Source organism: Lachnoanaerobaculum orale, assembly GCF_003862485.1.
In the GTDB taxonomy this organism is placed as follows: Bacteria; Bacillota; Clostridia; order Lachnospirales; family Lachnospiraceae; genus Lachnoanaerobaculum; species Lachnoanaerobaculum orale.
On sequence record NZ_RRCM01000001.1, the window covers coordinates 913540 to 940447 of the forward strand.

General features: G+C 38.7%; 24 protein-coding genes. 22 read left to right on the top strand and 2 right to left on the bottom strand.

Annotated elements, in window-relative coordinates; translation table 11 throughout:
* Positions 1-25 precede the first annotated feature (25 nt).
* From EHW90_RS04480 to EHW90_RS04530, 11 genes are all read left to right on the top strand, one after another.
* Positions 26-472 carry an NUDIX hydrolase gene (locus EHW90_RS04480; protein ID WP_009445605.1) on the top strand — a complete coding sequence of 149 codons (447 nt, stop codon included), beginning with the start codon at positions 26-28 and terminating at the stop codon, positions 470-472.
* Complete coding sequence (locus EHW90_RS04485) at positions 459-1082, top strand: hypothetical protein (protein WP_124951561.1); 624 nt, start codon at positions 459-461, stop codon at positions 1080-1082. The genes EHW90_RS04480 and EHW90_RS04485 overlap by 14 nt, the downstream gene beginning before the upstream one ends.
* A gap of 1 nt (position 1083) precedes the next feature.
* Positions 1084-1578 (top strand): dihydrofolate reductase, encoded by a 495-nt coding sequence (locus EHW90_RS04490; RefSeq protein ID WP_124951563.1) that lies wholly within the window; start codon positions 1084-1086, stop codon positions 1576-1578.
* A gap of 54 nt (positions 1579-1632) precedes the next feature.
* Positions 1633-2658 carry a sugar kinase gene (locus tag EHW90_RS04495; protein ID WP_124951565.1) on the top strand — a complete coding sequence of 342 codons (1026 nt, stop codon included), beginning with the start codon at positions 1633-1635 and terminating at the stop codon, positions 2656-2658.
* 139 nt (positions 2659-2797) lie between these two features.
* Complete coding sequence (locus EHW90_RS04500; protein ID WP_124951567.1) at positions 2798-3691, top strand: sulfide/dihydroorotate dehydrogenase-like FAD/NAD-binding protein; 894 nt, start codon at positions 2798-2800, stop codon at positions 3689-3691.
* A complete protein-coding gene (gene gltA / locus EHW90_RS04505) occupies positions 3691-5082 on the top strand; it encodes an NADPH-dependent glutamate synthase (protein ID WP_124951568.1) in 1392 nt (463 codons plus the stop codon). Before EHW90_RS04500 ends, gltA begins: the two co-directional genes overlap by 1 nt.
* Before the next feature lie 203 nt (positions 5083-5285).
* Positions 5286-6470 (top strand): ABC transporter substrate-binding protein, encoded by a 1185-nt coding sequence (locus EHW90_RS04510; protein WP_124951570.1) that lies wholly within the window; start codon positions 5286-5288, stop codon positions 6468-6470.
* 113 nt (positions 6471-6583) lie between these two features.
* Positions 6584-7465, top strand: coding sequence for a branched-chain amino acid ABC transporter permease (locus tag EHW90_RS04515; protein WP_009445598.1), 882 nt, complete (start codon positions 6584-6586; stop codon positions 7463-7465).
* Positions 7466-7472: 7 nt separating this feature from the next.
* Positions 7473-8432, top strand: coding sequence for a branched-chain amino acid ABC transporter permease (locus EHW90_RS04520; RefSeq protein ID WP_060931535.1), 960 nt, complete (start codon positions 7473-7475; stop codon positions 8430-8432).
* Complete coding sequence (locus EHW90_RS04525) at positions 8432-9184, top strand: ABC transporter ATP-binding protein (RefSeq protein ID WP_124951572.1); 753 nt, start codon at positions 8432-8434, stop codon at positions 9182-9184. The genes EHW90_RS04520 and EHW90_RS04525 overlap by 1 nt, the downstream gene beginning before the upstream one ends.
* 8 nt (positions 9185-9192) lie before the next feature.
* Complete coding sequence (locus EHW90_RS04530; RefSeq protein WP_060931537.1) at positions 9193-9903, top strand: ABC transporter ATP-binding protein; 711 nt, start codon at positions 9193-9195, stop codon at positions 9901-9903.
* 25 nt (positions 9904-9928) lie between these two features.
* Here EHW90_RS04530 and EHW90_RS04535 read toward each other — a convergent pair whose 3' ends face one another.
* A complete protein-coding gene (locus tag EHW90_RS04535) occupies positions 9929-10456 on the bottom strand; it encodes a DUF4364 family protein (RefSeq protein WP_060931589.1) in 528 nt (175 codons plus the stop codon).
* A 142-nt stretch (positions 10457-10598) separates the two neighbouring features.
* Here EHW90_RS04535 and EHW90_RS04540 point away from each other — a divergent pair, with 142 nt between their 5' ends.
* The 9 genes from EHW90_RS04540 (at position 10599) to fsa (ending at position 22896) form a co-directional block, all read left to right on the top strand.
* On the top strand, positions 10599-14156 hold the full coding sequence (locus tag EHW90_RS04540; protein ID WP_124951574.1) for a DUF5717 family protein: 3558 nt from the start codon (positions 10599-10601) through the stop codon (positions 14154-14156).
* Between the two features lie 56 nt (positions 14157-14212).
* The gene (locus EHW90_RS04545; protein ID WP_172634491.1) at positions 14213-15442 is read left to right on the top strand and encodes a DUF5716 family protein; all 1230 of its coding nucleotides are present in this window, start codon (positions 14213-14215) and stop codon (positions 15440-15442) included.
* On the top strand, positions 15433-16251 hold the full coding sequence (locus EHW90_RS04550; protein WP_124951576.1) for a tetratricopeptide repeat protein: 819 nt from the start codon (positions 15433-15435) through the stop codon (positions 16249-16251). The genes EHW90_RS04545 and EHW90_RS04550 overlap by 10 nt, the downstream gene beginning before the upstream one ends.
* Before the next feature lie 9 nt (positions 16252-16260).
* Complete coding sequence (locus EHW90_RS04555) at positions 16261-18903, top strand: valine--tRNA ligase (RefSeq protein WP_124951578.1); 2643 nt, start codon at positions 16261-16263, stop codon at positions 18901-18903.
* A 1-nt stretch (position 18904) separates the two neighbouring features.
* Positions 18905-20110, top strand: a complete 1206-nt coding sequence (locus EHW90_RS04560) for a bifunctional folylpolyglutamate synthase/dihydrofolate synthase (protein WP_124952638.1) — start codon at positions 18905-18907, stop codon at positions 20108-20110.
* Positions 20097-20237 carry a hypothetical protein gene (locus EHW90_RS13265; protein ID WP_009445583.1) on the top strand — a complete coding sequence of 47 codons (141 nt, stop codon included), beginning with the start codon at positions 20097-20099 and terminating at the stop codon, positions 20235-20237. The genes EHW90_RS04560 and EHW90_RS13265 overlap by 14 nt, the downstream gene beginning before the upstream one ends.
* Positions 20234-21586, top strand: a complete 1353-nt coding sequence (locus EHW90_RS04565) for a tetratricopeptide repeat protein (protein WP_408610012.1) — start codon at positions 20234-20236, stop codon at positions 21584-21586. The genes EHW90_RS13265 and EHW90_RS04565 overlap by 4 nt, the downstream gene beginning before the upstream one ends.
* Positions 21586-22128 carry an HdeD family acid-resistance protein gene (locus tag EHW90_RS04570; RefSeq protein ID WP_124951580.1) on the top strand — a complete coding sequence of 181 codons (543 nt, stop codon included), beginning with the start codon at positions 21586-21588 and terminating at the stop codon, positions 22126-22128. Before EHW90_RS04565 ends, EHW90_RS04570 begins: the two co-directional genes overlap by 1 nt.
* A gap of 117 nt (positions 22129-22245) precedes the next feature.
* Positions 22246-22896: a fructose-6-phosphate aldolase gene (gene fsa, locus EHW90_RS04575; protein ID WP_124951582.1), complete on the top strand. Its 651-nt coding sequence runs from the start codon at positions 22246-22248 to the stop codon at positions 22894-22896.
* A 62-nt stretch (positions 22897-22958) separates the two neighbouring features.
* Here the strand turns inward: fsa and rpmB are convergent, their stop codons facing one another.
* The gene (gene rpmB / locus EHW90_RS04580) at positions 22959-23144 is read right to left on the bottom strand and encodes a 50S ribosomal protein L28 (RefSeq protein WP_007592637.1); all 186 of its coding nucleotides are present in this window, start codon (positions 23142-23144) and stop codon (positions 22959-22961) included.
* Positions 23145-23384: 240 nt separating this feature from the next.
* Between rpmB and tkt the strand changes: the two genes are divergently transcribed.
* Together tkt and EHW90_RS04590 are read left to right on the top strand one after the other, a co-directional pair.
* Positions 23385-25376 (top strand): transketolase, encoded by a 1992-nt coding sequence (gene tkt, locus EHW90_RS04585; protein ID WP_124951584.1) that lies wholly within the window; start codon positions 23385-23387, stop codon positions 25374-25376.
* A 58-nt stretch (positions 25377-25434) separates the two neighbouring features.
* Positions 25435-26841: an amidophosphoribosyltransferase gene (locus EHW90_RS04590; RefSeq protein ID WP_124951586.1), complete on the top strand. Its 1407-nt coding sequence runs from the start codon at positions 25435-25437 to the stop codon at positions 26839-26841.
* The last annotated feature ends 67 nt before the right edge of the window (positions 26842-26908 follow it).

Below are 26908 nucleotides of genomic sequence, written 5' to 3' on the forward strand. Positions count from 1 at the left end.
GTTATCACTAAAGTGGAGGTGTGCAATGATAGAAGCAACTAGCTGCGGTGGTGTAGTTATATATCATGGAAAGATATTGACCTTATTTAAAAATTATAAAAATAAGTATGAGGGATGGGTTTTGCCAAAGGGAACTGTAGAGCATGGTGAGACATTTGAACAGACTGCACTAAGAGAAGTATATGAAGAGACCGGAGCGAAGGCCCGAATAGTACAATTCATAGGAACAAGCCATTATACATTCAATACGAGTACGGATTTGATTGATAAAAGAGTACACTGGTTTTTGATGAAGGCGGACAGCTACTTTTCAAGGCCGCAAAGAGAAGAGTATTTTGTGGATTCGGGTTATTATAAATACCATGAATCCTTTCATCTTTTAAAGTTTTCAAATGAGAGGATGATGCTTGAGCGAGGTTACAATATTTATACCGAATTAAAGAGAATTGGGAGATGGAATGATAGATTTTAAAGAGTGTTATGTAATGAATTTTGAAAACGCCATGAGGGGAGCAAGAAATCCTATGAACTCATGGGCAAGGTCCGACAGTCACTATGATGAAAAAGGTAATTATATTTTGGGTGAGAATGACCTTTCACTTGCAAAAAGGCTTAGAAATGCCGGAACAAGCGATCACAGAAAGTATTTAAGACAGATAATGGTTTCTATAGATATTACGGCTCCTATGTATTGGTGGAAAGAATATGACACTTACAAGGTTGCAACGGTAGCAAACTCCACCTCCACAATGCATAAGATTCATTCAAAACCTTTTGAACTTGATGATTTTTCACATGATCATCTTGGGGGAAACGGTCTTAATATTTTGAAAAATCTTATAGATGAACTTGAGAAGATAAGACTTTTATATGTGGAGACTAAGGATAAGGCACTTTGGTATGAGCTTATACAGCTGCTGCCTTCAAGCTACAATCAGATGAGAACCTGTACACTTAATTATGAGACTTTGGTGAATATATACAGGTCAAGAAAAAATCACAAGCTTGATGAGTGGAGAAGTTTTTGTGATTGGATAAAGACATTACCGTATGCAAATGAAATCATTATAGCCGAGGATTAAGATGAATATAATAGTTGCGGTAGATAAAAAATGGGGTATCGGTAACAAGGGAAAACTTTTGGTATCAATACCCAGAGATAAAAAACTTTTCAGAGAAGAGACTACAGGAAAGGTGATAATAATGGGACATAATACATTATTATCACTTCCCGGCTCACAGCCGCTTGCAGGAAGAAAAAATATAGTACTGTCAAGAGATAGCTCTCTTTCTATAAAAGGCGCTACTGTTTTAAACAGTGTAGATGCCTGCATAGATTACTTAAATAAAAACAATATAAAAGACAGTGATGTTTTTGTGATAGGGGGAGAAAGTGTTTATAACGATTTCTTGCCCTATTGTGATATTGCGCATATTACATATATAGACTATGAGTATGAAGCGGACAGACATTTTTTAAATTTGGATATCAGTAATGAATGGAGTCTTGTTCTTGAAACAGAGGAAGAGACATATTTTGATATACCGTATACATTCAGATTATATAAGAGAAAGTAAATAGGCTTTAGCTACATAAGGGTCTAATATAAATATTTTTTGAGAGGCAAAAAGATGGATAAGAAATTTGATTTGTTGACTTTCGGGCAGGCACTTTTAAGACTTTCACCGATAAGAGATGACAGACTGGTAAGAGGAGAAACTCTTATCAGACAGGTAGGCGGAGCGGAACTTAATGTTGCGGTGGGAGCTTCACTGCTTGGACTTAAGACCGGCGTAATAACCAAATTACCTTCACATGAGATGGGAGCTTATATAAAAAATACTGTCAGATCCTACGGTATAAGCGATGACTATATAATATATGATAAAAGTAAAGATGCAAGAGTCGGAATATATTTTTATGAGCACGGAGCGTATCCAAGAAAGCCTAATGTAATCTATGACAGAAAAAACTCATGTTTTGAAAATATAAATATAAACGAGTTTAAGGATGATATGTACAAGTCTACAACCTGCTTTCATACAACAGGTATCACATTGGCACTTTGTAAAAATTCAAGAGAAACAGCCATTGAGATGATAAAAAAGTTCAAAGAAAACGGATCCATTATATCATTTGATGTGAATTTCAGGGCAAATCTTTGGACAGGAGATGAAGCAAGACAAACTATAGAGAGAATACTTCCTTTTGTGGATATTTTCTTTTGCTCGGAGGACACCGCCAGACTTACTTTTGATAAAAGCGGCGATGTAAAAGATATTATGAAGTCATTTACACAGGAATACCCTATATCGATAGTGGCATCCACACAGAGAGTTGTACATTCTCCTAAGGTACATGACTTCGGATCTGTAATATACAATGCATATCAGGATGAGTTTTACACCGAAGAACCGTATAAGTCCATTGACGTTGTGGACAGGATAGGCAGCGGCGACGCATATATTGCAGGTGCACTCTACGGACTTTTACACTACAGACTGGATTGCAGGAAGGCTATAGCATACGGAAATGCATATTCTGCAGTAAAAAATACTATACCGGGTGATATTCCTTCCTCAAATCTTAACGATATAGATAATATTATTGCAGACCACAATATGACAGAAGGCTATAGATCTGAAATGAACAGATAGCGTATAAAGGCGATTGTTTTTTAAAATAAACAAAAAATTAACGAAGTATTCTGATATATTGCTCTGAACAGGGTTGGTTTTTTCTTTTTTTTATGTTACTATAGACATGAGATTTTATCTATTTGGAGGAATAAGCAATATGTTTCCTATTGTAAAAAAAAGACAATTAGCTGAAAATATTTATCTTTTTGATGTTTTGGCTAAGAGAGTGGCATCAAAATGTCTTCCCGGCGAATTCGTTATTGTAAAACAGAATGAGCAGGGTGAAAGAATCCCTTTGACTGTCTGTGACTATGACAGAGAAGCCGGAACTGTTACCATCGTTATTCAGGTTATTGGCGGCTCAACCAGACTGATAGCGGATGACCTCAAAGAAGGCGATGAGTTCATGGACTTTGTGGGTCCGCTTGGAAACCCGAGTGACCTTATATCTGAGGATATTGAAGAGCTTAAGAAAAAGAAGATCCTTTTTGTAGCCGGAGGTCTTGGAACCGCTCCTGTATATCCGCAGGTTAAGTGGCTTCACGAAATGGGCATTAAGGCTGACGTGGTACAGGGTGCCAAGAGTAAGGACTTTGTAATACTTGAGGATGAGCTTAAGTCGGTATCCGACAATCTTTATGTATGTACAGATGACGGTTCTTACGGCTTTAAGGGTCTTGTAACAGACAAGATAAAAGATCTTGTACAAAATGAAGGAAAGAAATATGATCATTGTGTTGTTATCGGACCGATGATTATGATGAAGTTCGTATCACTTCTCACAAAGGAACTTGGTATACCTACAATTGCCAGTATGAATACCATTATGGTAGACGGTACAGGTATGTGCGGTGCCTGCAGACTTTCTGTCGGAGATGAAATCAAATTTGCATGTGTTGACGGTCCTGAGTTTGATGCTCATAAGATCAATTTCAATGAGGCACTTCAAAGATTGCAGATATATAAGACGGAAGAAGGCAAGGAACTTTTGAAGGTTATAGAAGGCGAAACACATCACGGTGGATGTGGCGTATGTGGAGGTGACAAATAATGGCACAGGATATGTGGAAGAAAGTTGCTGTTGCTGAACAGGACCCTGAGGTAAGAGCTAAGAATTTTGATGAGGTATGTCTTGGATACTCCAAAGAAGAAGCTATGGAAGAAGCTGCAAGATGCTTCAACTGTAAAAATGCAAAGTGTATACAGGGTTGTCCCGTATCAATCAACATCCCGGGATTCATTCAGGAGATATTAAAGGACGATATTGAGGGTGCTTCAGATGTTATAGCACAGTCAAGTTCACTGCCTGCAGTATGCGGTAGAGTTTGTCCGCAGGAAACACAGTGCGAGGGCGTATGTATCAGAGGAAACAGAGGTGAGGCCGTTTCTATAGGTAAGCTTGAGAGATATGTAGCGGATACAGCAAGAAAGATGGGCATCAAGCCTAAGGCAAATCCTAATAAGAACGGTAAGAGAGTAGCTGTAATAGGTTCAGGTCCTGCAGGACTCAGCTGCGCCGGAGACCTTGCAAAGCTCGGATATGAAGTTACCATATTTGAAGCATTACATGAGCCGGGCGGCGTTTTAATCTACGGTATTCCCGAGTTCAGGTTGCCTAAGGACGGAGTGGTACTCCCTGAGATACAAAACGTTATCGACCTTGGCGTAAAGATTGAGACTGACGTTATTATCGGTAAGACCGTTACTATTGATGAACTTCTTGATGAAGAGGGCTTTGATGCGGTATTTATCGGTTCAGGTGCCGGACTTCCTATGTTTATGGGTATTCCGGGCGAGAACGCAAACGGTGTGTTCTCTGCAAATGAGTACCTTACAAGAAACAACCTTATGAAGGCATACAGAGACGACTATCATACACCTATCATAAAGAGTAAGAAAGTATGCGTTGTCGGCGGCGGAAATGTTGCTATGGATGCTGCAAGAACAGCTCTCAGACTCGGTGCCGAAGTACATATCGTATACAGAAGAAGTGAAGCCGAGTTACCTGCAAGAGCAGAGGAAGTTCACCATGCAAAGCAGGAAGGTATTATCTTTGACCTGCTTACAAACCCTGTAGAGATCATTGAAGATGAGAAGGGTTGGGTAAAGGGAATGAAGGTTGTCAAGATGGAACTTGGTGAGCCTGATGCAAGCGGAAGAAGAAGACCGGTTGCTATAAAGGGCAGTGAGTTCGTTATTGACTGTGATACCGTAATCATGTCACTTGGTACTTCACCGAATCCGCTTATTGCAAAGACTACAGACGGACTTGATATCAACAAGTGGAAATGTATCGAAGCTGATGAAAAGACAGGTCAGACATCCAGAGAGGGTGTATTTGCAGGCGGTGATGCCGTTACAGGTGCCGCAACCGTTATCCTTGCCATGGAGGCGGGCAGAGCGGGTGCAAAGGGAATAGATGAGTACCTTTCAGGAAAATAATATATAAATAAATAATATAAATTTTGAGCCTTTATCATAGTATTTTATAAAAAATAACTGTGATAAAGGCTTTAGTATGTCTATTTGTTATAGCTACTATAAAAAAATAATATAGGCATTTCAAATGTGTTTATTGACAGACTTATATGAAATAAATATAATGAGATGAGTTTGACTAAATTTTTAAATTTTATGGAGGTATTATGAAGAAAAGAGTATTATTGTCAGCATTGGCATTAACTTTTGGATTGGCACTTACAGCCTGCGGAAACTCAGGTTCTAATAAGGCGGCAGATACAGGTTCAAAGAGTGAAACGGAAGCTGCAAAGGTGGACGGAGATGTATTTACTATAGGTTCTACAGGTCCTCTTACAGGAGCTGCGGCATCTTACGGTAACTCTGTAAAGAACGGTGCAACTGTAGCTATTGACGAGATCAATGCGGCAGGCGGTGTAAAGGTCGGAGATAAGACATATAAGCTTGCTCTTAATTTTCAGGATGACGAGGCAAAGGAAGATAAGGCCGTTAACGCATATAACAAGCTTATGGACAGCGGTATCAATGTATATATGGGTGCCGTAACAAGCGGTTCTTCACTTGCACTTACAGATTTGACAGCAAAGGACAATATCTTACAGCTTACACCTTCAGGTTCAGCTAAGGATATCACAAAGAATCCTAACGCATTCAGACTTTGCTTTACAGATCCTCTTCAGGGAAAGATGATTGCGGATTTTGTACTTGACCAGGGATATGAGAGCGTAGCGGTTTTATATAACAACTCGGACGAGTACTCAACAGGTGTTTATGAGGCTTTCAAAGACGAGCTTAATACAAAAGGTCAGTCTGCTCTTATAGTAAATGAGCAGTCATTTACAAACGATGATGTGGACTTTACAACACAGCTTACACAGATCAAGGCTTCAGGCGCAAAGATTATTTTCGTACCTGCATACTATGAGGCGGCTGCACATATCGTACAGCAGGCAAAGCAGCAGGGTATTGATGCGGCTTTTGTAGGTTCAGACGGTTGGGACGGTATACTCGGACAGCTTACAGACAAGACACAGGCTGAAGGCGCCGTATTCTTAAGTCCGTTCCTTGCTTCAGATCCTTCTGCAGCCAAGTTTACAGACGCTTATAAGAAGGCATACAATGCAACTCCTGATCAGTTCGCAGCTGACGGTTATGATTCTGTATATGTAATCAAGGCGGATATGGAGAAAGCCGGAAGCATTAAGAGTGAAGACCTTATAAAGGCTATGACTGAGATTCAGGTTGACGGTATCACAGGAAAGGTATCATTCTCAGCTGACGGTGAGCCTAACAAAGAGCCTAAGTTTGTTACTATAACAAACGGTGAGTATCAGCTTTTTGATAATAACTAAAAAAACCGAGAGGACGGGATATATGTCCCATCCTCTTTTTTAAACATAGACCTCGGAAAGCTTCCGGCATCAGTCGGGAGTTTTCCGTAGTTTAGGTAAAGAGGGGTAATGAAATGTTAATTAACTTTATTGAGCAGTTAATAAACGGTTTGAGGACCGGAAGCATTTATGCGTTGATTGCTATAGGCTATACAATGGTATACGGTATAGCCAAAATGATAAATTTTGCCCATGGAGATATAATAATGGTAGGTGCTTACGCCCTTTACTTTAGTATATCCGTTTTGGGACTTCCTGTACCGGTAGCGCTTGTAATAACTGTTATTGTGTGTGCGGTACTTGGAGTGGTAATAGAAAAGGTGGCATATAAGCCGCTTAGAAGTGCACCTCCGCTTGCGGTTTTGATTACCGCTATCGGTATGAGCTTCTTTTTACAGAGCGCTTCACTTCTTATATTCGGATCGACACCGATTCCTTTCCAGTCTGTAATTCCGAATGTGAATATAAGTGTAGGGCCTGTGGTTATTTCAAGTATAACGGTGGTTACCTTGATAGTAACGGCCATAGCTATGATACTTCTTACACTGTTTGTAAATAAGACAAAGATGGGTTCGGCGATGCGAGCCGTATCTGAGGATAAGGGTGCTGCAGAACTTATGGGAATCAATGTAAACAGTACTATTTCACTTACATTTGCTATCGGTTCCGCACTTGCCGCAGTTGCAGGTGTACTGTATATATGTCAGTATCAGTCTATGAAGCCGACACTTGGAGCACTTCCGGGAATCAAGGCGTTCGTAGCGGCGGTACTTGGCGGTATAGGAAGCATACCGGGTGCGATGCTTGGCGGAATACTGCTTGGGCTTATTGAGAGTGTTTCAAAGGCATATATCTCAACTGAGCTTGCAGATGCTATTGTTTTCGGCGTGTTGATTGTAGTGTTACTGTTCAGACCGTCAGGACTTTTGGGTAAGAAAAAGATTGTAAAGGTATAGGTGATATATGAAGGTAAATAAAAAAACTATAATAAATATAGTAATAATGTTGCTGGCCTATGCATTGGTATTTGTGTTGATAAATTCAGGTGTGTTAAGCAGACAGTATAAGTCGCTTATAGTTCCGATATGTGTAAATATAATGTTGGCTGTGTCACTTAACCTTGTAACCGGATTTTTGGGAGAGCTTTCGCTCGGTCATGCAGGCTTTATGTCAATAGGTGCATATTCAAGTGCCCTTATTTCTATTGCATTAAGCAATACATTGCCTCCTGCACTTGCTTTTTTTATAGCATTGCTTTGCGGAGGAATATTGGCCGCATTTTTCGGATTCATAATCGGTGTGCCTGTACTTAGACTCAGAGGAGACTATTTGGCGATAGTGACTCTTGCTTTCGGTGAGATAATAAAGTCTATTATCAACTACCTTAAGTTTACAGGCGGTTCAAAGGGGCTAAGTAAGATACCGCTTTATTCGGATTACAGAAACTTTACCGTAGTATTTATTATAACGGTGATAACCATAGTTTTGATTTCAAACCTTATAAATTCAAGAGACGGAAGAGCGATAAAGTCCATTCGTGACAATGATATTGCGGCCGAATCTATAGGTATAAATATAAGTAAGTATAAGGTAAGTGCATTTGTTATTGCTGCGGGATTTGCAGGAATTGCAGGCGCACTCTACGCTCACAATGTAGGTATTATAAAGCCGAGTATATTTGACTACAACAAGTCTATAGAGATACTTGTATTCGTGGTACTTGGAGGTATGGGCAATATTCCTGGTTCTATAATCTCGGCAATAATACTTACATTGCTGCCTGAGTTCTTAAGAGGTGCGGATAATTTGAGAATGTTACTCTATGCAATAGTACTTATTGTAATGATGATATTCAACAACAGTAAATTTAAGTCAAGCTTATCTCTTAATAAGACTTTCAGAAAGCTTGGAAAGGAGGAATAATGCTGGAGTGTAAAAATCTCGGAATACAGTTTGGCGGATTAAAAGCCGTTGACAGTTTTAATCTGAATATAGAAAAAGGAATGTTGTACGGACTTATAGGACCAAACGGTGCAGGTAAAACTACAGTATTTAACCTTCTTACAGGAGTGTATAAGCCTACAACCGGAACTATAAGACTTGACGGTAAATTGATAAACGGAAAAACACCTACTCAAATCAACAATATTGGCATTGCCAGAACATTTCAGAATATAAGACTTTTTTCAAATATGTCGGTACTTGACAATGTTAAGGTGGCGCTTCATGAGAAGGTGAAATATCCGCTTCTTGCATCCATGACTCATATGTTCGGCTTTAATAAAAAAGAAAAAGAGATGGATGAGCTTGCAACCGATATACTTAAAGTATTTTCACTTGATGATAAGAGCGACACTTTATCAGGCAATCTGCCTTACGGTGAGCAAAGAAAGCTTGAGATTGCAAGAGCGCTTGCTACAAGTCCTTCACTTTTACTGCTTGATGAGCCGGCTGCAGGTATGAATCCGAATGAGACTGAAGAACTTATGGAGACTATCAGACAGATAAGAGACAGATATAATCTGACAATACTTTTGATAGAGCATGATATGAAGCTTGTTGCAGGTATCTGTGAGAAACTCTCCGTGCTTAACTTCGGTACGGAGCTTGCAAGCGGTACACCGAGTGAGGTACTTAACAACCCTGAAGTTATTACAGCGTATTTGGGAGAATAGGAGGGACTATGGAAATATTAAAAGTAAATAACCTGGTCGTAAACTATGGAATGATAAAGGCTGTAAAGGGTGCAAGTTTTTTTGTAAATCAAGGTGAGATAGTGGCGCTGATAGGTGCAAACGGTGCCGGAAAGACTTCCATATTGCATACAATCACAGGACTTCTTAGCGCAAAAGACGGAAATATAGAGTTTGAAGGTAAGGATATCACAAGAACCAAGGCGCATGATATTGTTAAGCTCGGTATGGCACATGTTCCTGAAGGCAGAAGAGTGTTCGGAGATTTGACAGTACTTGAAAATCTGAAACTCGGAGCGTATATAAGAAATGACAAATCCGGTATAGAAGAGAGTCTTGAGAAAATATATAAGAGATTTCCAAGACTGGCAGAGAGAAAATCTCAGCTTGCAGGTACTCTCTCAGGCGGTGAGCAGCAGATGCTTGCAATGGGCAGAGCGCTTATGAGCAACCCTAAGGTAATAGTAATGGATGAGCCTTCAATGGGACTCTCGCCGCTGTATGTAAATGAGATATTTGATATTATAGAAGAAATACATAAGAGTGGAACCACCGTACTTTTGGTGGAGCAGAATGCTAAAAAGGCACTCGGTATTGCAGACAGGGCCTATGTACTTGAGACCGGAAATATAGTATTGGACGGAGACGCCAAGACACTGATGAATGACGACAGTGTAAAAAAGGCATATCTCGGAGAATAAAAAGAGGACACATTTGTGTCCTTTTTTATTCTATACCTCCGAGAAGTTTTTTCATAATATACTGATAGATATCCTGACTGCATGAACGCCAGTTGTTGGTCATAATGGTGGCCTGTTCCTCGTCAGGTGAGTTGATTTCTATATTTATAAGAGGGGTTTTGCCTTCGAGCACTTCACAGTGTACGATAAGGTCATTGCCCGGAAGCTTATAATATTCGGCGGTAGTGGAAACTTCGTTTCGCATACGGAACTTGTTTTCCTGTATAAATTCATTTATATCGGTGATAATGGCAGGTGAAATCTGATTTCCGAAAAATGAGAGAGCTTCTTCACCCTCTTTTGTCATCTCATATCTTGAAGTATTGTTGATATTTTCAACACTTATAAGGTTTGCTTCAAGCAGCTCTGTAAGAGCCTGCTGAACAATAAAATATGTGGTATATTCCTTGCTGACAAAAAAGTCTGATATATTTGAGTTGGTAAGCGGGAATTTCACTTGCTTTAACATATATAGTATCATCAATTTGTATAATGTCATAGGTTCTGAGAGCATCATGTGACCTCCTGTGTATTATAAAGATTTTACAACAAATACATAGGTCTGTAAAGCACAATGCCGACTTATATAATTGATATAGTAATTAGGATATTTTTATGTTAAAATGTGACTTATGGTTTATAGAAGAGGTGTATAGATGAGAGAGCGAATCAATCGTTTGGCAAAGGGTATTATAGAAGAAGAATTACCGATGTTGGTCTGTGAGCCGAGTAATATAGACCTGCCTATAAAGGTGGATGAAGCAGTTCGCTTTGAAATAGAAGTAAGAAGTGACAATAAGATACCTTTAAAGGGAGTAGCCTACTCTGACAATATAAGAGTAAAAGTGGTAGATGCGACCTTCGGCGGGATAAAAAATGTACTTGTACTTGAGATCAATTCTAAAAATCTGAACAGTGATGAAAAGATAGAGGGCAGTATCACCTTGGTTACAAATGCAGGTGAAAGAGAGATACCCTATATTTTCTATATAAAAAATACAGATACAGTGTTGGTACTTGATTCATTAAAGACTGTAGATGACTTTATGGTCATTGCAAAAGAGGATATGAGTATTGCACTGGCTATTTTTATGTACAAAGATTTTTGCAGCTCAAGCTTTATGAGAGATATAAAACTGCAAAAATTATATGAAACCCTCAGCAGGGGCGATGATTTCAGATCGAATCTGGAAAACTTCTTACAGGCAGCAGGCAATAAGGAGGCTGTAAATTTTCAGCTTGAGAACAGTCAGCTTGATTTTGCAAGTGTGGAAGAGGAAAAGACATCTTCGATAAAAGTCTACAAGGAAAACTGGGGACTCCTTGATATAGATGTTTCCACAAATGCGGGCTTTATAAAGCTTGGCAAGGATAAAATAAAGAATGAAGACTTTGTAGACAATGTATACGAACTTGAATTCACTATAGACCCTAATCTCTTGGACGATAAGAAAAATATCGCAAATATAAACTTTAAAAACGGACTTAACGAAAAGAAACTTGAGATAGTAATAAATAAAAATCTCGAAAAGGAATATCAAAGAGAGGCCAGACTGTTTGAAAGAAAACAGTGGATAAACTACTTTAAGCTCAGGATGGAATTTGAGCTAAGCAATGAAAAACTCAAAAAAAATGAGATACTCTTTAAGATGCTTGCAGTACTTGACAGATTGCTTGTAAGCACATATAAGAGTCTTTTGGTCAAGCTCTTAAAGGCAGAAATATTCCTTATGCAGGGAGATAAGGCAGGAGCGAAGTCCACTATAAACAGTATCGACTCGAAGATAAAAGAAAATAAACATGAGCTTAGAGACGAGTATCTGATTTTGGAGTATCTTGACACATATATGTATCCGGATGCCGAAAAGATAAGAGACCTTTGCAAGCTTGTAAAAGATTTATATAAAAAAGATCACTCAATAATAGAGCTTATACTTATACTTAATCTGGACCCGACACTTGCCGACAATCCTTTAGAAAAGCAGAAGTTTTTAAAGAGAGCCTTTGAGCTTGGCGACAGGTCATGTATTTTGATGATGGAGTATGCGAGATTACTGTGTAAGAATCCCCATCTTTTAAGCAGTTGCGGCACTTTGGAGGTATTGGCGCTAAGCTTCGGCATAAGAAACAATTTGATATCCATAAGTCTGTCTGAAAGAATCTTGGAAGTTGTAAGAGATACAAAGAAGGTAAACGGTGCGATATTAAATATTTTGATTTCAATATATAATGCACTTCCAAGCAATGAACTGCTTTCAGATATCTGTGAGATATTTATAAACGGCAATGTAAGAAAAAGTTATGTCAATAAATGGTATGAAAAATGTATTGAGAAGAGGCTTGAAGTAGACAGAATATATGAGTATTTTATCTACTCACTGCCTGAAAGATATGATGCACCTATGCCTGAGGAGGTTCTTAAGTACTTTGAGAGAATCAACTCAATGGCCGAGGACTTTAAGCTTAGAATATTTGAAAATATTGTGGAGTATTACCCTCACAACAGTGAGATATACAGAGCATATATAAAGAGAATAAAGATATTTACAATTGACAATGCGATGAAGCTTAAGATGGATTCACATCTCACCAATATATATTCGGGAATACTTGAAGAGGACGATATAGATGAGAGGCTTGCAAAGATAATTCCTTTCTTGATGAATTCATATGATATATATGTTCCTGAAGACGGAGCGAAGTCCATTATAGTGGTATATCCTGAGTTAAACGGCGAGAAAATATATGAATTGAAGAACAAAAGAGCATATGTGGCGCTTTATTCGGAGAATGCGGTTATTTTGATTGAAGATGAATTCGGAAACAGATACTATTCAAAGGATATGGTGGTAGATAAGATATTCTATATGCAAAACCTTATCGACAGGGCATATGAGATAGATGAAAACCATGATATGCAAAGGCTTGAAAAGCTTGACAAGATAGCGGACGGAGTCGGAATAGACCTTGAGGATGTGTCACTGATTGAGAGTGCCGTTGAAGAGATAGATATTGATCAAAGATTCAGAAACAAGCTTATGTCAAGACTGATAGAGTACTTCTGGAAGTCGTCAAAAGAAGATGATGACATAGATTTTGACCTTCTCAATAAAACAGGTACAATGAGTCTTAATGAGGAGAATATATTCATGTACTGTGATACTCTTATGAATATAGGCAATAAGCTTGAATCTATAGAGATCATAAAATCATTCGGTATAGAGCATATAAAGAAAGAAGACTTATTGACTTTGGTTACAAAGGCGATTGAGGATGATGTCTTTGAACAAAACAAGATATTGGTTGATATAGCTTTTACACTATATAAGAACGGAGTATTTTGTGATAAGACTCTTGAATTTATCGCAAGGGCGTATAACGGCAGGACAAAGGATATGTTTGACTGTTTGAAGCTTTGTGTCGAACAAAATGTTGAGACCTATGATTTTGAAGAGAGAATCCTGATACAGATGCTGTTTTCAAATCAGACATCAAAGCTTGATGAGGCTTTCGGCATATATGCGGACAGAAAAAGAGTGACGGATACAATTATCAGGGCATATTTTACGGTAAAGAGCGATGCGTTCTTTATGAATGACGAGGAGACAAAGGATGCCGTATTTGAGTATCTTGAGGACGGACTCAATGATGTGGACGATATAAAAGAGTTTCCGAACATCTATATGCTTGCACTTTCAAAATATTATTCAAGGAAAGAAAAACTTAACTTCAAGCAGACAAGGCTTTGTGAGATGATTGTGAAAAATCTTTGTGATGAAGATATGGTTTTCTCATATTTTAAGGCACTTGCAAAGTTTGTTTATGTTGACAGAGATATTTTGGAGTCAACTTTTGTAGAGTATAAGGGCGAAAAGGAAAATATTATACTTAAGTCAAAGATTTTCCCGATAAGTGATGACTTCTTTGAAGAGGAATTTCCTAATGTTTACAAAAATATTTTTGTAAAGTACAAGAAAATCTTTGCGGATGAAATTTGGGAGTATCAGGTTGTGCAGAATACAGACGGTAATATTAAGGTATTGGCAAATGATTGTGTTCAATTCAACAAGGATGAGGACGCAAAAGAGAGCAGGTTTATCCTTATAAACGATATTGAGGATTTGCCTGAGGGAAAAGACGAGGAAATGAAGGAGAAGCTGACGGAATTTATATATAAGGATGAGTTGGTGGACAACTTGTTTGCGTTGATATAAAAAAAGAAAGGAATGCGAATATTTGCATTTAAAATTTATCTAGGATGGGAGAAACAATGAATCCAAAGGTACTTGGAATCGCTTTATCGGATATAAGTACCGGTCTTATATTTTATCCTGATGATGAAGCATTGACATTTCCTACTGTTATAAGTAAGAAAAAGAATGAAGATGCCTGGGTGGTGGGAGAAGAAGCCTACGCACTGGCACTGGACGGAAAAGGTATAATAACTGATAAATTATTAAAGTTGACCAGAAAAAACGGTATTGCAACCATTGACGGTACAAGATATAAGGGTAGAGATATACTGAAGCTTTTTTTCAAAGAGATAATACAGGTCGGTATGGAGAAGCTTTATAAGGAAAAGCCTGAAGAAGTGGTAATAGCTTTGGCAGGTCTTGATCAAAATATTATGAGAGATATCAGGGAAGCCTTTGTGGGACTTGGATATCAACCGAATCATATACATATTATAAGTAAGGAAGAAAGTTTTATATACTTTGTGCTTTCGCTGAAAAAAGATATATGGAACAATCGAGTGGGGATGTTTGACTTATCAGATGTAAGCCTTACATACTATGAGATGCTTGCAAACAGAAATGCAAGGAAGCTCTTTGTAAGTGCGGAATCTGAAAATATGGATGAGGCATTCAATCTTCAGATTTTAAGCAATCCTTCAGGTGCGAAGCTTGCAGATAAGATTTTGACTTCGGTAGCTGAAAAGGTGATGGATAAAAAGCAGTTTTCAGCTATATTTTTGACAGGTCAGGTATTTTCAGAGCATGACTGGGCGGAGAATTTTATAAGTTTTCTATGTTCAAGAGGCAGAGTATATCTGGATACAAATATTTTTGCCAAGGGTGCGGCTTTTAAGGGAGTTGACCTTGCAAATGAAAACTCCATCTACAATATTGTAGCCACCTGTGAGGGAAGATTAAAATCCGATATATATATTGATGTGGTAAGCGGCGGCAAGGAAGCAAAGATATATCTGGGTAAGGCCGGAGATTTTTGGAACGAGCCTACTACCGAGCTTTTGCTTGTACCTGACAACAGCGAGATTATTGATATAAATGTTGTAAGTGTGGACGGAAAAGATAAGAAAAACATACCTATATTGCTCGATTTCTTGCCTAAGAGACCCATAAAGACCAGAAGAATATTTTTAAAATCAAGCTTTTTGAACAACAAAATAATGAATCTGGAGATAGCGGATGCAGGATTTGGAGATATGTATCCTGCGACAGATGCAAAGAGAAATATTGAGGTGAGTATATGGGATTGATTTTATGTGAGAATTTGAGAACAAAAAATCCTTTCCATATTGAGGTGTTGTCACTTAATATATACAGCTTTGAGGAGCTTTGCTATATAATATACGAAAACCCTATTCTGGTGACTGAGGGGATTGTCAGTGATGAACTTGTAGACTTTATTGAAAATGAACTTGGTCTTAGCGCTTTGGCTGAGGGTATCAGGAGAAAAAAGTCAAACGGAGTGGATGATACGGATATATTGGTCTATATTATTGATTCATGTGATTTATATAATAATGCCGAATCCATTCTGTTTAGAAATGCCGTTGCGAAGATAAAAAAGATGAGCGTATGGGAAGTCGGCAAGCAAAGAGCCGACTATATGTTCTATATAGGAAGATACGGAGTCGCAAAGAAATATTACCTTGAAATACTTGATATGGAAAAAAAGGCCGACAACAACTTTGTCGGAAGCATCTATCACAATCTGGGTGTGACCTATGCAAATCTTTTCCTATATGAAGAGGCATATGACGCTTTCAAAAAATCTTATGAGCTTACAAGTGATGAAGTCATTTTGATGGAAATATACTTTTTAAAGAGGATATTTGACTCTGAGGGAAAGAAGAAAAAGAGTGCGGAAATAAATGATGCTTTTAAAGAAGACTTAATGGTAGAAGCAAAAAAAGCTTTTGATATAGCGGTAAGCGGTATCAAAGACGGTGACAGATTAAAATATATAGATCATATCTTCAATATGGAAGATAAAGAAGAAAAGAAAAAGATGATAAGTGAGTATATCAAAAAACTCAAATCAGATTACAGAAACATGAAGTAAGAGGTGTTTATGAAAGAATTGGAAAAGACATACAGCCCCGAAAAAATAGAGGGCAGAATATACAGAAAATGGCTTGAAGGAAAATATTTCCATGCGGAGGTAAATAAGGATAAAAAGCCTTTTACAATCATTATGCCTCCGCCAAATATCACAGGACAGCTGCATATGGGTCATGCACTTGACAACACAATGCAGGATATACTTATCAGATATAAGAGAATGGCGGGATATGAGGCACTTTGGCAGCCGGGAACAGACCATGCGGCTATAGCTACAGAGGTAAAAGTCATTGATAAATTAAAGGCCGAGGGCAAGAACAAATATGAACTTGGCAGAGAAAAATTCCTTGAAGAGGCTTGGGCATGGAGAAATGACTACGGCACAAGAATAATCAATCAGCTTCAAAGACTCGGCTCATCGGCAGACTGGGACAGAGAAAGATTTACCATGGACGAGCACGGTCAAAAGGCTGTAAAGGAAGTATTTTTAAAGCTTTATGAAAAGGGATATATCTACAAAGGCAACAGAATCATAAACTGGTGCCCTGAATGTAAGACATCCATTTCAGATGCAGAGGTTGAGCATATCGAGATGGAGGGTAATTTCTGGCATATCAAGTATCCTATAGCAGGTGAAGAGGGTAAGTTTGTGGAGATTGCGACTACAAGACCTGAAACACTTTTAGGTGACAGCGCCGTAGCAGTGAACCCTTCAGACGAGAGATATAAGGACATAGTTGGAAAGAAACTTATACTTCCGCTTGTAGGCAGAGAGATTCCTGTAGTAGCAGATGAATATGTAGACAAGGAGTTCGGTACAGGCTGTGTGAAGATAACACCTGCACATGACCCTAACGACTTTGAGGTAGGTAAAAGACATAATCTGCCTGAAATCAACATAATGCATGACGATGCCACAATCGACTGCCCGGGAAGTAAGTATGACGGACTGGACAGATATGAGGCAAGAAAACTTATAGTTGAAGATCTTAAGAATGAAGGACTTTTGGTAAAGGTCGTACCGCACAGTCACAATGTAGGAAGACATGACAGATGTAAGACTGTAGTGGAACCTCTTATCAAGCCGCAGTGGTTTGTATCTATGAGCGAGATGGCAAAACCTGCCATAAAGGCGATAGAGACAGGGGAACTTAAGTTTGTACCTGAGAGTTATTCAAAGACATATCTGCATTGGCTTGAAAATATAAAAGACTGGTGTATATCAAGGCAGCTTTGGTGGGGACATCAGATACCTGCATACACCTGCAGTAAATGCGGTGAGATAACTGTAGCAAAGGAAAAACCGGATGCCTGTCCGAAATGCGGATGCCATGAGCTTGTGCAGGATGAGGATACACTTGATACATGGTTCTCATCTGCACTTTGGCCTTTCTCAACACTCGGATGGCCTGACGATACACCTGAGATGAAGTATTTTTATCCTACGGATGTACTTGTAACCGGATATGATATCATATTCTTCTGGGTAGTAAGAATGGTATTTTCAGGATATGAGCAGACCGGTAAGTCGCCTTTCAATACGGTACTTATACACGGACTTGTAAGAGATTCACAGGGAAGAAAGATGAGCAAATCCCTTGGAAACGGTATAGACCCTCTTGAAGTAATAGATAAGTACGGTGCGGACGCCCTGAGAATGATGCTTATCACAGGAAATGCACCGGGAAATGATATGCGATTCTACTATGAGAGAGTGGAAAGTGCCAGAAACTTCGCCAATAAGATTTGGAATGCAGCCAGACTTATCATGATGAATGTCGGAGATGAAAAAGTAGGCGACATAGATAAGTCAAAGCTTATGCTCTCAGATAAGTGGATTCTTTCAAAGACAAATAAGCTTATAAATGAGGTAACCGCAAATCTTGACAAGTATGAACTGGGTATCGCACTTTCAAAGATCTATGACTTTGCATGGGAAGAGTTCTGTGACTGGTATATAGAGATGGTAAAGGTAAGACTTTGGAATAAGGAAGATGAAACCAGAGATACGGCACTTGCGGTACTTATATATGTTCTTAACAATATACTTAAGCTTTTACATCCTTTCATGCCTTTTATTACAGAGGAAATCTACTGCACCGTTAATGAAGGTGTAAAGACTATAATGATTGAGCCTTGGCCTGTAGAAAACCCTGATTATAATTTTACAGAGGATGAGAATAAGGCGGAGCTTATAAAGGAAGCCGTAAGAGCTGTCAGAAATGTAAGATCTTCTATGAATGTACCTCCTTCACATAAGGCAAAGGGCATTGTAGTAAGTGAGGATGAGAAAATAAGAGATACATTTGAAAGTGCCGGGGACTTCTTTAAGCAGCTTGCAGGACTTGATAAGCTTATAATAGATTCGGATGACAGTACCGTTGAAAAAGACTCTGTAAGAGTTGCAATCCCTAACGCGTCTGTATATTTGCCGTTAAGAGAGCTTGTAGATATTGAAAAAGAAGTTGAAAGACTGAAAAAAGAAGAGAAAAAGCTTATCGGCGAGGTGGCAAGATCGACAGGAATGCTTTCAAACGAGAAGTTTGTAAGTAAGGCGCCACAGGCTAAGATAGATGAAGAAAAGAAAAAGCTTGAAAACTATGAGCAGATGCTTTCACAGGTAAGAGAGCAGCTTGAAAGACTGTCTAAATGATATGAATGAAAAAGAATATATAGAGAGTATACCCATGTGGGCAAAGAAAAAGAACTCACTTTCGGAAGTAAAGAAAAACATAGGAACTTTAGAGGTTAAGCTTCCGAAGATTGTTCATGTAGCAGGTACCAACGGGAAGGGCTCTGTATGTGCATATCTTAGCAATATCTTGATTGATGCGGGAATGAAGGTGGGAACCTTCATTTCGCCGCATTTGATAGAAGTTAATGAAAGAATATTGCTTGATATGAAACCTATATCTGATGAAGAGTTGGAGGATATTTCAAAGTATGTAAGAGAAAAGCTTGGAGGGGCTTTGACTCCTCCAACATACTTTGAATATCTTTTCTATATAGCGGCGGTCTGTTTTTCAAGGTCAAATCTTGATATTGTCATACTTGAAACAGGTATGGGAGGCAGACTTGATGTGACCAATATATTTGATGAAACTCTTGGTATTATTACAAGTATAGGAATGGATCACATGATGTATCTTGGAAATACTGTAAAAGAGATTGCATTTGAGAAAGCCGGTATTATAAAAAATAATTCTGTTATAATCTTTGATGACGGTGATGAAGAGTCAAATGAGGTTATAAAAGAGACGGCAAAAATAAGAAATGCAGGGTTAATTGCACTCTCAACTATAGATTATGAGAGCTTTGATTTTACATATGTAAATTATAAGAAAAAGGCTGCGGCACTTGCCATATTGGCGGCAAGAGTGATTCTTAACAAATCGGATATAGATACGAAAAGTATAAAATCTACCGTTTGGCACGGCAGAATGGAAGAAATAGGAAGAGATATTATTATAGACGGTGCCCATAATGTACCTGCAATTAAAGAGTTTGTAGATAATGCTCTTATCGTTTCAAAAAACAGAAACAAAGAGATAAAGCTTTTGATATCAATAGTAAAGGACAAAGAAATTGAAGAGATGTTTGATATAATTACAGCCGGTTTGGATGTAAAAAAATATTATTTAACTTCAATTGATTCATACAGAAGCAATGATATAAAAAAGCTTTATAACAGCTTAAATATACTTTTAGAAAAAAATAAAAAAGTCGCAGAGATTGCCTGCTATAATAAAGTGGAGGAGGCTTTATCTGAGGCCGAGTTTGAGAAAAGGGATGATGAGATTTTATTTTGTGTAGGCTCATTGTACCTGATAGGAGAGATATTAAAAGATGATAGATTTTGAAGAAGAATTAAGTAAGTTTAAGCCGTCACCTGATATTTCGTCAGTGGAGGACATCATTGCAAAAAGTGATATTTCAGATCTGAACGATATATTGATGGAACTGTTAAAAGAACAGGTAAAGGGATGAAAATGGCCGGTATAAATAGAAGAAGAAAACTGGAGCAGATGTCAAACGGTTACTACAACTTGGGTCTGTCTTTAGCAAAGGAAAGAAATTTATCTTCGGCACTTAATGCACTGAGTATAGCTTTGGGACTGAACAAGAAAAATATAGATGCAAGGAATCTCTACGGACTTATCTGCTTTGAGATGGGAGAAGAGACCAAGGCGCTTATTTCTTGGGTGATCAGTATAAATATCAGCCAAATAGGCAATCCGGCACAGAACTATCTGCAGAAAATCAGAAACAAGTCCGCATATCTTGAGAAGTCACAGGATGCTATTTCAAAATATAATAAGGCGATATCGCAGATAAGAACCGTAAATTACGATATGGCGAGGATGAATCTTAAGCAGGCTGTGGATATAAGGCCGCATTTTGTAAAGGCTATGCTTGCACTTGCACTTTTGGATATAAAAGAGGGTAAGGCAGGCGAGGCAAAAAAACTTTTGGATACCGTGCTTTCAATCGACAGATTCAATACAAAGGCTATCACCTATCTGGATGAGATGAAGCCTATGGTTGAAAAAAAGTCCCAAAAAGGAAGACTTTCAGTTATAGGAAGACCTGTAAAAAAAGAAAAGCCTGTGGAAAATACAAGCGCAAATATGCCTGTAACCGAGATATATAAGAATTATTCGGGAATGTTTACAGCTATCAATGTAGGTATCGGACTTATTGTAGGTGCCTGCGCCATGGTATTTTTATATATGCCTACTATGAAAGTGTCACTTAATAACGCACATAATAAAGAGGTGGTTGAGATTTCGCAGAAGTTAAACGATGCAAACCTTTCTATGGAATCTTTAAAGAGTGAAAACGATTCATTAAACGACCAGGTAAATAAGCTCAATGAGGTGAACAATACCTCTACAGAGAATATGAACTATAAGCTTTTGCAGTATGTGTACTTTGTAGGTGTTGTGAAAGAGTATAATGCAAAAAATTATACCAAGGCGGCTGAGATTTTCTCAAGTATTGATACAAATCAGCTTACCGATGTGGACAACGGTCCGGGCATTTCAATAACAGGTATATTCGGAGAGATTGCACCTAAGATGAGGGCTGACGGTCCGAAGCTTTTGACTGCGGTAGCGGACGGACTTGTAAAATCCGGAGACTATGCAGGTGCCATAGGTTACTATGATGCGGCACTTAGGATAGCGCCTGATTATTTGGAAGCAAAGTATAAGAAGGCATTGGCATATAAGACTTCAGGAGATGTGGAGACCGCCAACAATCTCTTTACGGAGATTATCACGGCAGCACCTGAGGACAAATTTGCAAAAGAAGCACAAAGAGAGAGAGGTTACTGATGGATATATCCAAGGCAAAATACGTTTCACTTTTAGCCGGATTATTATTTCTTATATCCGGAATTTATATGATATACAATCCTCTATTTATAGCCTATACAATGAATATAATATTCTGTATATTGCTGATTATAGAGGGAGTTTCACAGATCAGTGCATACATTTATGAAAAACATGAGAGCAGAAGTATCTGGAGACTGATAGAGGGTATTATTTCCATAGTTATCGGAATATACTTTTTTATAGGTGATTCAATCGGACTGCCTCTTGCATTTATAACCGTTATAGGCATATGGCTTATTATTATCGGTATAAGCAGACTTATGATGGCTAAAAGAGTAATGGAATTTGAAAGAAATATAGCAAAAAGACTTATTGTTGCAGGTATTGTAGAGATAATATTCGGAATAATAGCCGTAGCAAGGCCAGTAGCGATATCAAATTATATAGCATATCTGATTGCAATTGCACTTATAATACAGGCGATTGTAGATATTTTCAGATTCTTCAGATTGAATAGAATGCAGAGAAAGATGAAATAGTATTGCATATAAAGACCTTACAATATACTGTGCAAAAATATATTATCAATAGTTTTGTTGTTGAAATAACATACAAAAGTGGTAAAATAGAATAAAAAGTATATGTGAGGTGGGTGTATGAAATTTTTTATTGACACTGCAAATGTGGATGAAATCAGAGAGGTCGCATCATGGGGAGTGCTCTCAGGTGTGACCACCAATCCTTCTTTGGTAGCCAAGTCGGGAAAGAAATTTGAGGATGTTATCAAAGAGATTACAGATATTGTAGACGGTGCTATAAGCGGTGAAGTGAAGGCAACTACTACAAAGGCTGAGGATATGATAGCGGAAGGTAAAGAGATTGCAAAGATTCATAAGAATATGGTCGTTAAGATTCCTATGACTGCTGAAGGTCTTAAGGCAATTGCCGCACTAAGTAAAGAGGGCATTGCAACCAACTGTACGCTTATTTTTACACCTTTGCAGGCACTCTTGGCTGCAAGAGCAGGTGCTACCTATGTATCACCTTTCCTTGGCAGACTTGATGATGTGGGAACCAGAGGAGTATCTTTGATAGAAGATATTGTGGAGATTTTTGATATACACGGTATCGGTACACAGATAATAGCAGCTTCGGTGCGCAACAATATGCACGTGCTTGAGTGTGCAAAGGCGGGAGCGGATATTGCGACAGTGCCGTATTCAGTATTTAAGTCGATGCTTAGCCATCCTTTGACAGATGCAGGTATCAAAAAGTTTGTAGCTGACTATGAAAAATCAATAAAATAAGCAAACAAAAAAGAGCCGATATGGCTCTTTTATTGTGTTTAAATACGCATTCTCCAATATAATTAAGCACGCTCTACAAAACCTGAGCGAAGGCATGAAGTACATACATACATCTTCTTAGATCCACCTTCAGTCTTGACCTTAACGGACTTAACATTAGCCTTCCATATTTTGTTGGATCTTCTATGAGAATGGCTTACTGCATTACCAAAATGAGCAGCTTTTTCGCATATTGAACATTTTGCCACGGTTACACCTCCTTTGACATTAATTATAAATATTTATAATTATTTTGGATTGGACTTCATCACAATCGGGAAAAACCCGTGCAAAATCCATAACGGCTATATTTTACCAAAGAAAAATACTATTTGCAAGACATTTTATAATTTATTATATTGTGGTACAATATAACGGATTAAAGTTCAGGCTGAGTTCTGAATAATGTAATCTTTATGCCAAGATACATATATAAAAGGAGTATTTAAATGAGTAATATTGACATTAAGTCCATAAATACCATAAGAGTATTGAGTGCAGACGGTATTGAGAAAGCAAAATCAGGTCATCCGGGATTGCCGCTTGGGTCGGCTCCGATTGCATATGAGCTTTTTGCACATCATATGAAGCACAATCCGAAGAACCCGACTTGGGCAAACAGAGACAGATTTATCTTATCTGCAGGACACGGTTCCATGCTTTTGTATTCATTATTCCATCTCTTTGAGTATGGCGACCTTAGCTTAGACGATTTGAAACAGTTCAGACAGCTTGATTCAAAGACTCCGGGACATCCTGAGTACGGACATACAGTAGGAGTGGAGGCAACCACAGGACCTTTGGGAGCAGGAATGGGTATGGCTGTAGGAATGGCTATGGCCGAGGCACATATGGCAAGTGTGTTCAATGAAGACGGATTTGATATAGTGGACCACTACACCTATGTTTTAGGCGGAGACGGATGTATGATGGAGGGTATTTCATCTGAGGCGTTTTCACTTGCAGGTACACTCGGACTGTCAAAACTTATTGTATTCTATGATTCAAACGGCATCTCTATAGAGGGAAGCACAGATATTGCGTTTACAGAGAACGTAGTTGAGAGAATGAAAGCATTCGGATTTCAGACAATAGAGGTAAAAGACGGCAATGATATCGAGGCTATAGGAAAAGCGATAGAAGAGGCTAAGGCGGACAAAGAAAGACCGTCATTTATAAAGGTTAATACTATAATAGGCTACGGTGCCGGAAAGAAGGCCGGAAGTGCATCATCACATGGCGAGCCGCTTGGAAGTGAGGCACTTGCAGCGCTTAAGTCAGGTTTCGGATTCAATCCTGATGAGGGCTTTAAGGTGGATGACGATGTTTATGCAAACTTCAAGTCTGTAAACGAGAAGAATGCAAAGGTGGAGGATGAGTGGAATAAGCTCTTTAAAGAGTATGCAGCCAAGTATCCTGATAAGGCAAAGCTTTGGGAGAAATACTACAATGATATAGACGAGTCTTTGATAGATAGTGACGAGTTTTGGAGCTGGGATGAAGCACCTGCCGCTACCAGAAATATATCAGGAAGCATAATCAACAGATTAAAGGACATCTACCCGAATATTATAGGCGGTTCTGCGGACCTGTCTCCATCCAACAAGACCGTAATGAACAATGAGGGATATATTGCAAAGGGAGATTATTCAGGCAGAAATATACATTTCGGTGTAAGAGAGCTTGCAATGACGGCAATCACAAACGGTATACTTCTTCACGGCGGACTTAGAGCATACTGTGCCACATTCTTTGTATTCAGTGACTATACAAAACCTATGGCAAGACTTTCCGCACTGATGAATATTCCTACAATATTTGTATTTACACATGACTCTATAGGAGTGGGCGAAGACGGACCTACACATGAGCCTATAGAGCAACTTGCAATGCTCAGATCATTGCCGAACTTCAACACATTCAGACCTGCTGATGCAAAAGAGACTATTGCGGCTTGGTATGCGGCGCTTGTATCAAAGACAACTCCTACCGCAATTGTGCTTACAAGACAGAATTTGCCACAGCTTGAAGGAAGCACTAAAGAGGCACTTAAGGGAGGATATATAATAAAAGAGGCATCAAAGGCAGTTGCAGATATGATACTGATCGCTTCAGGTTCAGAGGTCTCACTTGCAATAGATGCGGCAAAAGAGCTTGAAAATGAAGGCATTGCCACAAGAGTTGTAAGTATGCCTTGTACGGATGTATTTGAAAATCAGAGCAGGGAATATAAGGAAGAAGTTTTACCGAAGGCAGTAAGAAACAGAGTTGCAATAGAGGCGCTTTCAGGCTTCGGATGGGATAAATATACCGGACTTGACGGAAGAGTTATATCTATGAATTCTTTCGGGGCAAGTGCGCCACAGGATCAGCTTTTCAAAAAGTTCGGATTCACAAAGGAAAATGTAGTAGCGACAGCTAAGGAAGTATTGAATCAATAAAATTCCGGCAGATATAGAATTTTCTATATCTGCTTTTTGTAGTTATAAGGAGATAAAAATGGGCGGTATTTTCGGTGTAGTAGGTAAAAACGACTGTGTAATGGATTTGTTTTTCGGTGTGGACTATCATTCACATCTGGGCACAAGACGAGGAGGAATGGCTGTATTTGACGGTGAGTATTTCAACAGAGTCATCCACAATATTGAAAATTCACCTTTCAGAACGAAGTTTGAAAGAGATGTTGACGACTTGCATGGACCTATGGGAATAGGATGTATTTCAGATGAAGATCCTCAGCCTCTACTTATACAGTCAAGCCTCGGAAGCTATGCCATAACTACGGTAGGTAAGGTGGACAATCATGACGATATAGTCAATAAGCTTTATACCGAGGGGAAAGTACATTTTCAGGAGCAGAGCGGCGGTCGCATCAATGACAATGAGTTGATTGCCACATTGATATCCTCAAAGCAGTCATTTAAGGAAGGACTTGAGTATGTACAGGATACCGTCAAAGGCTCTATAAGTGTGGTACTTTTGACAAAGGAGGGTATATATGCCGCCAGAGACAGGCTTGGAAGAACTCCTCTTGTAATAGGGCATAAGAAAGATACCTTATGTATTACATTTGAAAATCACGCGTATTTGAATTTGGGATACAGTTTTTATAAGGAACTTGGGCCTTCTGAGATTGTATTTATAACTGCGGATGAAGTAAAAGAAGTGTCACCTGCCAAAGAAGAGATGAAGATATGCTCATTTTTGTGGGTTTACTACGGCTATCCTACAGCATCCTATGAGGGTGTGAACGTGGAAACCATGAGATACAACTGCGGAAAACTCCTTGCAAGGAGGGATGATATAGATGCCGATATAGTGGCGGGGGTTCCTGATTCGGGTACTGCACACGCAATAGGGTATGCGAACGAATCCGGTATACCTTTTGCAAGACCTTTTATAAAGTATACGCCTACATGGCCGAGGTCGTTTATGCCGACAAAGCAGAGCCAGAGAAATCTGATAGCGAAGATGAAACTTATTCCGGTACAGGAGCTTATAAGCGGCAATGATATACTGCTTATAGATGATTCGATAGTCAGAGGTACACAGTTAAGAGAGACCACGGAATTTTTATATAACTCAGGTGCAAAAAAAGTTCATGTAAGACCTGCCTGTCCTCCCTTACTTTTCGGATGCAAATATCTCAATTTTTCAAGGTCAAAATCGGACTACGATCTTATTACCAGAAGGATTATAAGAGAGCGAGAGGGCGAGAATGTAAGTAAGGAAGTGCTTTTTGATTATGCCGACCCTGACAGTAAAAACTATAACGAGATGGTGGAAGAGATAAGAAAGATACAAAACTTCTCAAGTCTTAGATTCCACAGACTTGACGACCTTATAGAATCAATCGGTATTTCGCCTTGTAAGCTTTGTACCTACTGCTGGAACGGCAGGGAATAATTAGTGTGCTTGATATTATTCACTAAATTTAGTATAATATTTGTTTGATAAATTAAGCAGGGGATTT

Bases quoted from the DNA above. Each gene is read 5' to 3' on its own strand.
- EHW90_RS04525 (WP_124951572.1), top strand. From the start codon at position 8,432: ATGCTGGAGTGTAAAAATCTCGGAATACAGTTTGGCGGATTAAAAGCC.
- EHW90_RS04510 (WP_124951570.1), top strand. From the start codon at position 5,286: ATGAAGAAAAGAGTATTATTGTCAGCATTGGCATTAACTTTTGGATTG.
- EHW90_RS04560 (WP_124952638.1), top strand. From the start codon at position 18,905: ATGAATGAAAAAGAATATATAGAGAGTATACCCATGTGGGCAAAGAAA.
- EHW90_RS04530 (WP_060931537.1), top strand. From the start codon at position 9,193: ATGGAAATATTAAAAGTAAATAACCTGGTCGTAAACTATGGAATGATA.
- EHW90_RS04515 (WP_009445598.1), top strand. From the start codon at position 6,584: ATGTTAATTAACTTTATTGAGCAGTTAATAAACGGTTTGAGGACCGGA.
- gltA (WP_124951568.1), top strand. From the start codon at position 3,691: ATGGCACAGGATATGTGGAAGAAAGTTGCTGTTGCTGAACAGGACCCT.
- EHW90_RS04535 (WP_060931589.1), bottom strand. From the start codon at position 10,456: ATGCTCTCAGAACCTATGACATTATACAAATTGATGATACTATATATG.
- EHW90_RS04565 (WP_408610012.1), top strand. From the start codon at position 20,234: ATGAAAATGGCCGGTATAAATAGAAGAAGAAAACTGGAGCAGATGTCA.
- fsa (WP_124951582.1), top strand. From the start codon at position 22,246: ATGAAATTTTTTATTGACACTGCAAATGTGGATGAAATCAGAGAGGTC.
- EHW90_RS04520 (WP_060931535.1), top strand. From the start codon at position 7,473: ATGAAGGTAAATAAAAAAACTATAATAAATATAGTAATAATGTTGCTG.
- tkt (WP_124951584.1), top strand. From the start codon at position 23,385: ATGAGTAATATTGACATTAAGTCCATAAATACCATAAGAGTATTGAGT.
- EHW90_RS04495 (WP_124951565.1), top strand. From the start codon at position 1,633: ATGGATAAGAAATTTGATTTGTTGACTTTCGGGCAGGCACTTTTAAGA.
- EHW90_RS04485 (WP_124951561.1), top strand. From the start codon at position 459: ATGATAGATTTTAAAGAGTGTTATGTAATGAATTTTGAAAACGCCATG.
- EHW90_RS04570 (WP_124951580.1), top strand. From the start codon at position 21,586: ATGGATATATCCAAGGCAAAATACGTTTCACTTTTAGCCGGATTATTA.
- EHW90_RS04540 (WP_124951574.1), top strand. From the start codon at position 10,599: ATGAGAGAGCGAATCAATCGTTTGGCAAAGGGTATTATAGAAGAAGAA.
- EHW90_RS04550 (WP_124951576.1), top strand. From the start codon at position 15,433: ATGGGATTGATTTTATGTGAGAATTTGAGAACAAAAAATCCTTTCCAT.
- EHW90_RS04500 (WP_124951567.1), top strand. From the start codon at position 2,798: ATGTTTCCTATTGTAAAAAAAAGACAATTAGCTGAAAATATTTATCTT.
- EHW90_RS13265 (WP_009445583.1), top strand. From the start codon at position 20,097: ATGATAGATTTTGAAGAAGAATTAAGTAAGTTTAAGCCGTCACCTGAT.
- EHW90_RS04590 (WP_124951586.1), top strand. From the start codon at position 25,435: ATGGGCGGTATTTTCGGTGTAGTAGGTAAAAACGACTGTGTAATGGAT.
- EHW90_RS04480 (WP_009445605.1), top strand. From the start codon at position 26: ATGATAGAAGCAACTAGCTGCGGTGGTGTAGTTATATATCATGGAAAG.
- EHW90_RS04555 (WP_124951578.1), top strand. From the start codon at position 16,261: ATGAAAGAATTGGAAAAGACATACAGCCCCGAAAAAATAGAGGGCAGA.
- EHW90_RS04490 (WP_124951563.1), top strand. From the start codon at position 1,084: ATGAATATAATAGTTGCGGTAGATAAAAAATGGGGTATCGGTAACAAG.
- EHW90_RS04545 (WP_172634491.1), top strand. From the start codon at position 14,213: ATGAATCCAAAGGTACTTGGAATCGCTTTATCGGATATAAGTACCGGT.